The organism is Corynebacterium sp. HMSC034A01, assembly GCF_001838175.1.
GTDB lineage: Bacteria > Actinomycetota > Actinomycetes > Mycobacteriales > Mycobacteriaceae > Corynebacterium.
Genome location: NZ_KV835973.1, coordinates 146,666 through 159,618, shown reverse-complemented (window position 1 = coordinate 159,618; position 12,953 = coordinate 146,666). Strand labels below are relative to the sequence as shown.

At 69.0% G+C, this 12,953-nt stretch carries 4 protein-coding genes; all 4 read left to right on the top strand.

Annotated features, from left to right (window positions below):
* The first annotated feature begins 76 nt into the window (after positions 1-76).
* The 4 genes from HMPREF2791_RS08455 to HMPREF2791_RS08440 are packed head-to-tail and all read left to right on the top strand — an operon-like array spanning position 77 to position 12,788.
* Positions 77-1,711 (top strand): acyl-CoA carboxylase subunit beta, encoded by a 1,635-nt coding sequence (locus HMPREF2791_RS08455; protein WP_070476006.1) that lies wholly within the window; start codon positions 77-79, stop codon positions 1,709-1,711.
* 22 nt (positions 1,712-1,733) lie between these two features.
* Positions 1,734-10,766 (top strand): type I polyketide synthase, encoded by a 9,033-nt coding sequence (locus HMPREF2791_RS08450; RefSeq protein WP_070845013.1) that lies wholly within the window; start codon positions 1,734-1,736, stop codon positions 10,764-10,766.
* Positions 10,767-10,790: 24 nt separating this feature from the next.
* Positions 10,791-10,979, top strand: coding sequence for a hypothetical protein (locus HMPREF2791_RS08445; protein ID WP_070476000.1), 189 nt, complete (start codon positions 10,791-10,793; stop codon positions 10,977-10,979).
* Positions 10,980-10,991: 12 nt separating this feature from the next.
* On the top strand, positions 10,992-12,788 hold the full coding sequence (locus HMPREF2791_RS08440; RefSeq protein WP_070845012.1) for an acetyl/propionyl/methylcrotonyl-CoA carboxylase subunit alpha: 1,797 nt from the start codon (positions 10,992-10,994) through the stop codon (positions 12,786-12,788).
* Positions 12,789-12,953 lie beyond the last annotated feature (165 nt).

Sequence of the window (12,953 nt, the reverse complement as noted above, 5' to 3'; positions counted from 1 at the left end):
GCAAGAAATACTGGCCATTGTCTGTGAATCGGGGTCAATTCTTTTACTTACGGCTCAGTAGGTTTACTATGCCCGCATGGCAGTTAATTTTGCACCAGAAACTATTTTGGATGAAAAACCACCGGCGTCAACAGCCGACAAAATAGCGGAACTGCGGCGCCTGCGCACCGAGGCACACGAACCGCTGGGGCCGAAACCCCTGGACAAAGTCCGGTCCACCGGCCGCCTCACCGCACGCGAGCGTCTGGACTATCTGCTCGATGAGGGCTCCTTCGTGGAAACCGACCAGCTGGTCCGCCACCGCACCCACGACTTCGGCATGCAGGCCAAGCGCCCGGCAACAGACGGCATCGTGTGCGGCCACGGCACCATCGACGGCCGCGAAGTGTGCGTCTTTTCCCAGGACGGCACCGTTTTCGGCGGCGCGCTCGGCGAGGTCTACGGCGAGAAAATGACCAAGATCCAGCAGCTTGCCGTGGCCACCGGTCGCCCACTGATCGGCCTGTACGAGGGCGCTGGTGCGCGCATCCAGGACGGCGCCGTTTCCCTGGACTGGATCGCGCGCACCTTCCGCCACAACATCGAAGCATCCGGCGTGGTCCCCCAGATCAGCGTGATCATGGGCGCCTGCGCCGGCGGCAACGCCTACTCCCCCGCTCTGACCGATTTCGTGGTCATGGTGGACCAGAGCTCAAAGATGTTTGTCACTGGCCCCGACGTGATCAAGACGGTCACAGGCGAGGAGATCACGCAGGAAGAACTCGGCGGCGCCTGGCCGCATATGCGCGACGCCGGCAACTGCCACTACGTAGCCGACAACGACGAGGACGCGCTCGACTGGGTGGCGGAGCTGCTGAACTACCTGCCCTCCAACAACCGCCTGCGCAGCCCTGGCACCGCGACCGCCCAGGTTCTTCCGGAACCGGAGACGGACCACAGCTGCGACGAGCTGGACACCCTCATTCCGGATTCGCCGAACACCCCCTACGACGTGCGCGACGTGATCGAGTGCGTGGTCGACGACGGCGAGTACTTCGAAATCATGGAGCAGCGCGCCGACAACGTGGTGTGCGCGTACGGGCGCATCCACGACGAGGTGGTCGGTTTCGTGGCCAACCAGCCGATGGTGCTGGCCGGCTGCTTGGACATCGATTCCTCCGAAAAGGCCGCGCGTTTCGTGCGCACCTGCGACGCGTTCAACATCCCGATCGTCATGCTCGTCGACGTCCCGGGGTTCCTCCCCGGCGCGAACCAGGAGCACGCGGGCATTCTGCGCCGCGGCGCGAAGCTGCTCTACGCCTACGGCGAAGCCAGCGTGCCAAAAATCACCGTGACCATGCGCAAGGCCTACGGCGGCGCCTACTGCGTGATGGGCTCCAAAGGCCTCGGCGCGGACGTGAACCTGGCGTGGCCGACGGCCCAGATTGCAGTGATGGGCGCGGCCGGCGCCGTTGGTTTCATCAACCGCAAGGAGATCTCAGCCGCACGCGAATCGGGAATGAGCGAGACCGACCTCGCCGCCCTGGTCACATCGTTCGAGCGCGAGTACGAGGACACCGTGCTCAACCCCTACAAGGCCGCAGAACGCGGGCTGATAGACGCCGTCATTCTGCCGTCCGAAACCAGAGCCCACATCGCCGCCAACCTGCGCCTCTACCGCGACAAGGTTGTAGCCCGCCCGAACCGCAAGCACGGCAACATTCCCCTCTAATTCCCAAAAGGACTTCTCTTCGATGAACCCGACTCCTCTTTCCTCCCTCACCCGCCCGGCGCTGATCTTCCCGGGCCAGGCAACCGCTTGGCAGCAGGCGCTCGCCGACGCAGCCGCCGCTCCCGACGCGCGTGCCCGGATGGAAGCGCTGCTCGACCAGGCTCGAGTGCTCACCGGCCCCGTCGCCAGGCCGCTTGCCTCTGTGGTCCCCGGCGCGGAGGCACGGCTGCGCGCCGGGTTGGACGGCAACACTCAGCGCAGCGACGTTGACGCGTTTCCGGCCGTCAGCGCGCCGGGTATCCTGCTGGCGCAGATCGCGGCCGCAGAGCAACTGCGCGACCTCGGGCTCGACCTCGACGCCGCGTTGATGGACGGCCACTCACAGGGCATCTTGGGCACCGTCGCCATGCGCGGCGGCGACGACGCACCGGCGAAGGCGCTCGCGTTCGCGTTCATCATGGGCGCCGCCGCTTCCCACAATTACGGGGCCACGGATTCGCGCAGCCGCATGCTGTCCGTGCGCGGCCTTTCTGCCAGAAACCTCGCGGAGCGTTTCCCTGCGGGCGGTGCGCCGTCGCTGGCCGTGGTCAACGGCCGTAACCACGTCGTGCTTTCCGGCGCCCCGGAGCAGCTCGCCGAGGCACAACGCGCAATTGCGCAGGACGCGGCCGCGTACAACGCGCGGCTGGAGAAGGCGGAGTTCGGCGGCTCCGAGATGCAGCCTGCATTCGACTTCCTCGACGTCGCCTACCCTTTCCACGAACACGGCAACCACGCCGCTGTGGAGCTGGCCGCCGAGTGGGCGGATGCCTGCGGCATCACCTTCGACACCACCACCCCGCGCGAGCTCGCCCAACACATCCTGGTGGACCAGTTCGACTTCACCGCGACCGTGCGCGGTCTGGTGGACGCCGGGGCGACGCACCTGCTGTCGCTGGATCCCGCGCTGCACAAAATGACCACCCAGCTGATGCAGGGCGCCGGGGTGCCCGTCATCGACGCGTCCACCCCAGCCAAGCGCGACAACTTGGCGCGCCCGGGTTTCACGCTGCCGGAGGCGGTGGACTACTCCGGCTTCGCCCCGCGCGTGATCACGCTGCCGGACGGCAAGACCTACACGCAGACGAAGTTCTCCGCGCTGACTGGCCTGTCTCCCATCATCCTCGGCGGCATGACGCCGACGTCCGCGGACGGCGAGATTGTCGCCGCGGCCGCTAACGCCGGCTACTGGACGGAGCTCGCGGGCGGCGGCATGTACTCCGAGGAGGTGTTCAAGCAGCACAAGGACACGCTGATCGCGCAGCTTGAGCCGGGGCGCACCGCCCAGTTCAACACCATGTTCTTCGACCGCTTCTTGTGGAACCAGCACTTCGGGCAGCACCGCATGGTGCCCAAGGCCCGCGCGGCCGGCGCTCCGTTCAACGGCGTGTGCGTCTCCGCCGGCATCCCGGAAGTGGAGGAAGCCACCGAGCTGATTGCGCAGCTGCACGCCGACGGCTTCCCGTTCATCGCTTTCAAGCCCGGCACCACCAAGCAGATCCGCGACGCGCTGGCAATCGCGGAAGCGAATCCGCGCGACGCCGTGATCCTCATGGTGGAAGACGGCCACGCGGGCGGCCACCACTCGTGGGTGGACTTAGAGGACATGCTGCTGGAGACGTACGCGGAGATCCGAGCGCTGGACAACGTGGTGCTCACCGTCGGCGGCGGGGTGTACTCCCCGGACCGCGCCGCGGAGCTGATCACCGGCCGCTGGGCCGCAAGGCACCATTTGCCGGACATGCCGGTGGACGGCGTGTTCGTGGGCACGGTGGCGATGGCCACGAAGGAAGCCAAGGCCACGGATTCGGTCAAGCAGCTGCTGGTGGACACGCCCGGGCTCAGTCCGGACGTCAACGGCGGCTGGGTCGCGCGCGGCACGGGCAACCACGGTGTTGCCTCAAGCCAGTCCCACCTGCTGGCGGACCTGCACGACCTGGACAACTCCTTTGCCAAGGCCTCCCGCTTGATCGCCTCGCTCGACATCGACGCGTACGACGAGCACCGCGAGGAAATCATCGCGGCGTTGGCGACAACGTCCAAGCCGTACTTCGGCGACGTGCAGGAAATGACGTACGCCGAATGGGTCGAGCGCTTCGTGGAGCTGGCCCACCCGTTCATCGACGAGAGCTGGAACAAACGTTTCACCGCCCTGCTGCGCCGCATCGAGGCGAGGCTGCACCCGCAGGACCACGGCGAGATCGCGTCGGTGTTTGCGGCTGGCGGGGATCCCCGTGAGGACGTCGCAAAGCTGCTGCGCACCTACCCGCAAGCACGCGAGACGCTGGTCTCCCCGCGCGACGCCGCCTGGTGGATCGGGTTGCATTACGAATACCCGAAGCCGATGCCGTGGGTGCCGGCGCTCGACGGGGACCTCAAAATGTGGTTTGGCAAGGACACGCTGTGGCAGGCGCAGGATCCGCGCTACACCGCGGACCAGGTGCGCATCATCCCCGGCCCGGTTGCGGTCGCGGGCATCACGAAGAAAAACGAGCCGGTCGCGGAGCTTTTGGGCAGGTTCGAGGACGCCGCAACGCAAATGCTTCTCGACGAAGGCGCCGCCCCCGAGCCCCGTTTCGCGCGCCTCAACAACGCGGCGGATGAGCAGGCGTACCTGCGCGCCGCTCCGACGCTGATGTGGCACGGCCATCTGATGGACAACCCGGCCCACACCATGGCGCCCGACGCGTTCGAGCTGGTCTCCGAGGAGGGAGACGGCGAACGGCAGTGGTCGATCCGCATCATCTCCGACTCCGCCTGGGGCCACCTGCCCGAGCAGCAGCGCCCCTTCTACGTGCGCGAGGTGACCATCCCGGTGGACATCCCGGCCGGCGCGGGCACGGGCGCTTCCCCCGTCGTGTCCGACGAGCGGCTGCCGGAGAGCGTGTTCACGCTGCTTGAGGGGCTTGCCGGCGTGGGCTCGACCTCGGAGGCGGGCGACGTTATCGAGACGATGCCCGTGATCGAAGACGGCTCCGTCAGCGAGGACGCGCCGTTCGGCGTGGCGCACGATTCGTTCACCCTGCCGGCGTCGCTGCTCAGCGCACACACGGCGGTCACCGGCGCTGCGCTCGGCGAAGACTGCGGCGTGGGCACCCCGGACGCACTGGTCGGGCCGTGCTGGCCGGCGATCTACACCGCGCTGGGATCCGGGTTGCTGGAGGACGGCTACCCCGTCATCGAGGGCCTGCTCAACGCGGTGCACTTAGACCACGTCATCGACCTGCGCGTGCCGCTGGCCCAGCTTGCGGACGGCCGCCGCATCGACGTGGCCTCCAAGTGCACATCCATCGCCGAATCCGTCTCCGGGCGCATCGTCACCGTGGAGCTCGAGCTGCGCTCCGGGGACCAGGTAGTGGCCACGCAGATGCAGCGGTTCGCCATCCGCGGCCGCGCCACGGGCAGCGCCACGCCGGTGCCCGCGCCGCAGTGGGGCGGCGGCGCGCTCGCCGATGAGGTGCAGCCGACGCCGCGCTCCTTCGTGGACCGGGCCGTGGTGCACGCGCCTGCGGACATGACCCCGTTCGCGCTGGTCTCCGGCGACTACAACCCCATCCACACCTCATATAACGCCTCCCACCTGGTGGGCCTGCAGGCGCCGCTGGTGCACGGGATGTGGCTGTCCGCCACAGCCCAGCACGTGGCCGGCCGCCACGGCAAGGTCATCGGCTGGACCTACTCCATGTATGGGATGGTGCAGCTGGGCGACGTGGTGGAGATCACCGCCGAGCGCGTCGGCCGCGCAGGGGTGCGGCAAGCCGTTGAAGTCACCTGCCGCATCGGCGGCGAGGTGGTCTCGCGTGGCCAGGCGCTGCTAGCGCAGCCGACCACGGCGTACGTCTACCCCGGCCAGGGCATCCAGACCCCGGGCATGGGAGCGGGCGACCGGGGCGCGTCCGCGGCGGCGCGCGAGATCTGGCGCCGCGCGGACCGCCACACGCGCCAGACGCACGGCTTTTCCATCCAGCGCATCGTGGACGACAACCCCACCCGCATCACGGTCCGCGGCACCGAGTTCAAGCACCCGGACGGCGTGCTGCACCTGACCCAGTTCACCCAGGTGGCACTGGCGGTGGTCGCCTACGCGCAAACGGAGCGGCTGCGCGAGGCCGAGTGCTTGGCGGCGGACGCGTTCTACGCCGGTCACTCGCTGGGCGAGTACACCGCACTGGCGTCTTTGGCCAACATCTTCGACCTCGAGGCCGTCATCGACGTGGTGTACTCCCGCGGCTCCGCCATGGGCACCTTGGTCCCGCGCGACGCCGAGGGCAACTCCGACTACGGCATGGGCGCGCTGCGCCCGAACATGATCGGCGTCGGCCCGGACGAGGTCCGCGCGTACGTGGACGGTATCGCGGCGGACACCGGCGAGTTCCTGGAAATCGTCAACTACAACATCTCCGGCCAGCAGTACTCCGTCGCCGGCTCGAAGCGCGGCCTGGCCGCGCTGAAGGCCAAGGCCAACGCGGTCAACCCGCGCGCCTACGTCACCGTCCCCGGCATCGACGTGCCGTTCCACTCCCGCGTGCTGCGCGACGGGGTGCCGGACTTCGCCGCCAAGCTGGATGAAATGCTGCCCGCGCAGATCGACGTGGAGCGCCTGGTGGGCCGCTACATCCCGAACCTGGTGGCGCGCCCGTTCGAGCTGACCCAGGACTTCATCGACGCCGTGTGCGCCGAGGTGCCGTCGCAGCGCCTCGCAGGCGTCACGCCTGACAACACGGGCGAGAACGAGCTCGCCCGCGTGCTGCTCATCGAGCTTTTGGCCTGGCAGTTCGCCTCCCCTGTGCGCTGGATTGAAACCCAAGACCTGCTGCTTTCCCGGGTGGACCAGATCATCGAGGTCGGCCTGTCCTCCTCGCCGACGCTGACCAACCTGGCTAAACGCGAGATGGATGTGATTGGCATCCACGTGCCGGTTTACAACGTGGAGGTCAACCAGGAGCAGGTGATGTTCGCCGATGCGGTCGCCGCCCCGGAGCCTGAGGAGCAGTTGCTTGACGACGGCTCCGCCACCCCCGCGCCAGCTGCGCCCGAGCAGACGGAGCAGGCTGCGCAGACTGAGCAGACTTCGCAGCAGGCTGCACCGGAACAGCCTGCGGCGGAGGCCGTCGCCAAGCAGGCCGCCCCTGCTTCGGACCTGCCGTTCGACGCAGCGGAGGCGATCGGGGTGCTGTTCGCGCTGCAGAACAAGATCCGCCCAGAGCAGATCAACACCTCCGACACGATCGAGGAGCTCACCGGCGGTGTGTCCTCGCGGCGCAACCAGCTGCTCATGGACATGTCCGCGGAGCTGGGCGTTCCCGCCATCGACGGCGCCGCCGAGTCGGATGTGGCCACGCTGCGCGAGCGTGTGAGCACGGCCGCGCCCGGCTACTGCCCGTTCGGCCCGGTGCTCGGCGAAGCCGTGGGAGCGCGCCTGCGCCAGCTGCTCGGCAGCGCGGGCCTGAAACCCGCGTTCGTGGGAGAGCACCTGGCTGCGGTGTGGGCGCTGCCGGACTCGTGGACCGCGCACGTGGAGGCGGAGATCCTGCTGGGCACACGCACGGAAGAATCGGTGCGCGGCGGCGCGCTTGCCACGCTGCCTGAGGCCTCGTCGAAGGCGGAGGTGCACGCACTGATCGACCGCGCGGTGGAAAACGTCGCCGCCCGCCACGGCGTGGACGTCGCCCCGGTGTCCGCGGGTGGCGCGACCTCTGGCGGTGTGGTGGATTCCGCGGCGCTGGACGCGTACAAATCGGAAGTCACCGACACGCTGGTCGCCACCGCCCGGACGCTGTTGTTCAAGCTCGGCATCGAAGACGAATCCGTCGAGGTCGAGGCCCCGGACACCACGGTGGTAGAGACGATCGAGGCGGAGCTCGGCGTTGGCTGGGCGCGGCAGGTCAGCCCCGTTTTCGACGCCCGCAGGGCCGTGCTTTTCGACGACAAGTGGGCGACCGCCCGCGAAGACCTCGCCCGAGTCGCGCTCGGCCACGACACGCTGGAACCCGCGCACTTCGCCGGCACCGGGGACACGGTGGCGCAGCAGGCGCGGTGGTACGCGGACAACGGCTATGCCGGCCCGCTGGCGGAGATTGCTGCTGCGGCTTTGGAAGCACCCGAAGAGCCCTACGCCGAAGACATCGCTCTGGTCACGGGCGCGGCGCCGGGCTCGATCGCCACCGCACTGGTGAAGAAACTGCTCGCGGGCGGCGCAACAGTGATCATGACGGCTTCCAACGTCTCGCAGGCGCGCAAGGAGTTCGCGCGCACGCTGTACGCCGACAACGCTTCTGTCAACGCGGCGCTGTGGCTGGTGCCGGCGAACCTGTCGTCCTACCGCGACATCGACGCGCTGCTGAGCTGGATCGGCACCGAGCAGAAGGAAACCGTGGGCAAGGACGTCAAGGTGATCAAACCTGCGCTCACGCCGACGTTGGCCTTCCCCTTCGCCGCACCGAGTGTGAGCGGCTCGCTGGCGGATGTCGGCGGTAACGCGGAGACGCAGGCCCGCCTGCTGCTGTGGTCGGTGGAGCGCACCATCGCCGGGCTGTCCGACCTGGCGCAGGCCGGCGACGGCTTCCCGCACACCCGCACCCACGTGGTGCTGCCCGGTTCGCCGAACCGCGGCACCTTCGGCGGGGACGGCGCCTACGGCGAGGTCAAGGCGGCTATGGACGCGATTGTGAACAAGTGGTCCGCCGAGGCCGGCTGGCCCGACGGTGTCACCCTGGCGCAGGCGCGCATCGGTTGGGTTGCCGGCACGCACCTGATGGGCGGCAACGACGCACTCGTGCCGGAAGCCGAGGCCGCCGGCATCCACGTCTGGAGCCCGGACGAGATCGCTGAGGAGCTGATGGGGCTGGCCTCGCCGGAAAGCCGCGAGCAGGCGTTGGCGGCCCCGCTTGATTTGGATCTCACCGGCGGGCTGGCTGATTCCGGGGTCTCCATCGCGGAGCTTGCCCGCACCGCGCAGCGCGCACACGACGCCGCCGACACCACCGGCGCCGCGACCGGCGCACCGGCAACGGTGCGGGCCCTGCCGAACGCGGCGCGCACCACCCAGCCGGAACCGGCCGAGGTGGGCGAGGTGACCTGCCCGCTCGACGACATGGTCGTCGTTGTCGGCGTCGGCGAGGTCTCCAGCTGGGGCTCCGGCCGAACCCGCCGGGAGGCGGAGTACGGCATGGGCCGCGACGGCAGCGTGGAACTCACTGCCGCCGGTGTGCTGGAACTCGCGTGGATGATGGGGCTGATCAGCTGGGCCGAGGACCCTCGCCCGGGCTGGTACGACACGGACGGCGCCGAGGTCGCCGAGGAGGACATCTACGACCGCTTCCGCGACGAGGTCGTCGCCCGCTCCGGCGTACGCCGCTTGACGGACAAGTACTTCCTCACGGACCAGGGCTCCGTGGACTTAGAGCAGGTCTACCTGGACCGCGACATCACCTTCACCGTGGCCACGGAGGCCGAGGCCTGCGACATCGAGCGGGCCGACCCGGAGAAGACGCAGGTGCGCGAAGTCGACGGCGAGTGGACGGTCACCCGCTTCAGCGGCGCCACCGCGCACGTGCCGCGCAAGGCCACACTCACCCGCACCGTCGCCGCGCAGATCCCGGACGGATTCGACCCGGTGCGTTGGGGTATTCCCACCCAGATGGCCGACGGGATGGACCGCATGGCCGCGTGGAACCTGGTCACCGCCGTCGACGCGTTCATCACCGCCGGGTTCTCCCCCGCCGAGCTGCTGCGCGCCATCCACCCGGCGGACGTGGCCACCACGCAAGGCACCGGCATCGGCGGCATGGAGTCGCTGCACAAGGTGTTCGTCTCCCGCTTCATCGGCGAGGAACGCCAAAGCGACATCCTGCAGGAGGCGCTGCCGAATGTGGTTGCCGCGCACACCATGCAGTCGCTTGTGGGCGGCTACGGCTCCATGATCCACCCGGTGGGCGCGTGCGCCACCGCCGCCGTCTCCGTCGAAGAGGCGGTGGACAAGATCGCGCTGGGCAAGGCCGACTTCGTCGTCGCCGGCGGCATCGACGACGTGCAGGTGGAGTCCCTGCAGGGCTTCGGTGACATGAACGCCACCGCGGAGACCGCGAAAATGACCGCGCAGGGCATCGACGACCGCTTCATCTCCCGTGCCAACGACCGTCGCCGCGGCGGCTTCCTCGAGGGCGAAGGCGGCGGCACCGTACTCCTCGCCCGCGCCTCGCTGGCAGCCGCGTTGGGTCTTCCGGTGCGTGCCGTGGTGGCCTACGCCTCCTCCTTCGGCGACGGCGCGCACACCTCCATCCCCGCGCCGGGCATCGGCGTGCTCGCAGCCGGCCGCGGCGGGGAAAAATCGAGGCTGGCGCGCTCCTTGGCGTCGTTAGGCTTGAGCCCCGACGATGTTCGCGTGGTGTCCAAGCACGACACCTCCACCAACGCGAACGACCCGAACGAGTCGGAGCTGCACTCGCTGCTGTGGCCGGCGGTCGGCCGCGACGTGCGCGCCCCGCTGTACGTGATCAGCCAGAAGACGCTCACCGGGCACGCGAAGGCCGGCGCCGCGCTGTTCCAGATCGGCGGGCTTGTCGATGTGCTGGCCACCGGCGAGCTGCCTCCGAACGCGTCGCTGGACTGCGTGGACCCGCTGATCGACGACAAGGCCGCCAACCTGGTGTGGCTGCGCGCCCCGCTCGCCCTCGGCGCGGGCCAAGTGAAGGCCGCCGCGCTGACGTCGCTCGGCTTCGGCCATGTCGGCGCGCTGGTCGTACTCGCCCACCCGGGCGTGTTCGAAGCGGCACTCACCACTGCCTCCGGCGAGGCCGCGGCGAGCGCCTGGCGCAAGCGGGCCGCGCAAAGGCTTCGCGACGGCGCCGCGCGCCTAGAGGCCGGCATGGTCGGCCGCGCCGCCCTGTTCGAGCCGGTGGACAACCGCCGCTTCACCGGCGACGCCGACGCGCTGCACGACGCAGAGATCGCCCTGCTACTCAACCCGGACGCCCGCCTGGGCGCCGACGGCACCTACCCCGCCGCTACCCGGTAACCCCCCAGAGAAGGAGAAACTTTCATGACCCCGATCTTCAGCACACCGGACAACTCGCTGACCGACGATGAGCTGGCAGCCCTGACGACCGTGATCGCCGAGGCGCAAGCACAGCTCGTCGACGCGTCCCTGGCGCCGTCACCGCTTCCCTGCCCTGCTGCTGTCCCTGCTTTCGCGCCGGCTGCCGCGGCTGGCAACGTCACCTACTTCTAGGAAGGACCGCCCATGCAATTCCCCTTCTCCAAGGTCCTTGTGGCCAATCGCGGCGAGATCGCCGTCCGCGTCATCCGCGCTGCCCGCGATGTAGGACTAGCGTCGGTGGCCGTCTACGCCGACCCGGACAAAGACGCGCCGTTTACGCAGCTCGCCGATGAGGCACTGAGCATCGGCGGGGAAACCTCCGCGGAGAGCTACCTGGACATCGACAAGGTGCTTGCCGCGTGCGCCCGCTCCGGCGCGGACGCCGTCCACCCCGGGTACGGGTTTTTGTCCGAGAACGCCGAGTTCGCCCGGCGCGTCATCGACGCCGGCCTGACCTGGATCGGCCCGCCGCCGGAGGCGATCGACCTGCTCGGCGACAAGGTCACCGCCCGGCGCATCGCCGAAGACGTGGATGCGCCGATGGCGCCCGGCACGAAGGAGCCTGTCTCCAGCGCGGACGAGGTACTCGCATTCGCCGACGAACACGGCCTGCCCGTGGCGATTAAGGCGGCGTTCGGCGGCGGCGGCCGCGGCATGAAGGTCGCACGCACCCGCGGCGAGGTGCGCGAGCTGTTCGAGTCCGCCACCCGTGAGGCCACAGCGGCGTTCGGCCGCGGCGAGTGCTTCGTGGAGCGCTACCTGGACCGCGCCCGCCACGTGGAGGCCCAGGTGCTGGCGGACCAGCATGGCAACGTCGTCGTTGCTGGCACTCGCGACTGCTCGTTGCAGCGCCGCTTCCAAAAACTCGTTGAGGAAGCCCCCGCCCCGTTTCTCACCGACGAGCAACGCCATCGCATCCACGACAGCGCCAAAGCTATTTGCCGCGAGGCCGGCTACCAAGGCGCCGGCACCGTGGAGTACCTGGTGGGCGCCGACGGGCTGATCTCGTTTCTGGAGGTCAACACCCGCCTGCAGGTGGAACACCCCACCACGGAGGAAACTACCGGGGTGGATCTGGTGCTGGAACAGTTCCGCATCGCTGCAGGCGAACCCCTACGATTCGCTGGCGATATTGCCCCGACGGGCCACGCCATCGAGTTCCGCATCAACGCCGAGGACGCGGGTGCGAACTTCATGCCCGCACCCGGCAGCGTGACGCGCTACGCCGAGCCCGCGGGCCCTGGTGTGCGCGTGGATTCGGGTATCCGCGAAGGCGCCGAAATCGGCGGGCAGTTCGACTCCATGCTGGCCAAACTGATCGTGCGCGGCGAGACGCGCGAGCAGGCCATCGCCCGAGCTCGACGGGCGCTCGCCGAGTTCCAGGTCGAAGGGGTGCCCACCGTCATCCCGTTCCACCAGCGCACGCTCGCAGACCCGGCGTTTGCCGCCCCGGACGGCAACTACTCGGTGTACACGCGCTGGATCGAGGAGGAGTGGGACCCGGACATCTCGCCTTACGACGGCAACTCCGCCGAGGACACCGAACCCGATTCAGGCCGGCGCACCCGGACCGTGTCCGTGAGCGTCAACGGCCGCTCCATCGACATCACCTTGCCGGAGCCGCTGCTCCTCGGCGCGGTGGCGCAGCGTCGGCGCGAACGCAAGCGCCGCGCACGCGCAGGCTCCGGCGGCGCCAAGGGCGGCGCGTCCGGCGACGCGCTGGCCGCCCCGATGCAGGGCACCGTGGTCAAGCTCAACGTGGGCGAGGGCGACCGGGTCTCTGCCGGCGACGTCGTTGTCGTGCTGGAGGCGATGAAGATGGAAAACCCGGTGAAGGCCCATCGCGACGGCGTGGTGCGCAGGGTCTGCGTCCAACAGGGCGCGAACGCGAAGAAGGGCGAGGCGCTGCTCGAAATCTCGGACGCCTCGTCGGCGAGCTAGACCGGGCACGGCCTAGCTCGCCCGAATCCGGGGCCAATCCACGCCCATTCCGCGGCACATTCCCCGCCCCCAGTCCGAGGATGCTTACCCCAGGATGCTTACTTGTCGAGTAGCGCGCTCCCCACCGGCCGACCACACTCGAGAAGTAAGCATCCTGGGGTAAGC

What these genes read in the sequence shown, in the direction of transcription:
- HMPREF2791_RS08455 (WP_070476006.1), top strand. Translation starts at nt 77, where the DNA reads ATGGCAGTTAATTTTGCACCAGAAACTATTTTGGATGAAAAACCACCG.
- HMPREF2791_RS08450 (WP_070845013.1), top strand. Translation starts at nt 1,734, where the DNA reads ATGAACCCGACTCCTCTTTCCTCCCTCACCCGCCCGGCGCTGATCTTC.
- HMPREF2791_RS08445 (WP_070476000.1), top strand. Translation starts at nt 10,791, where the DNA reads ATGACCCCGATCTTCAGCACACCGGACAACTCGCTGACCGACGATGAG.
- HMPREF2791_RS08440 (WP_070845012.1), top strand. Translation starts at nt 10,992, where the DNA reads ATGCAATTCCCCTTCTCCAAGGTCCTTGTGGCCAATCGCGGCGAGATC.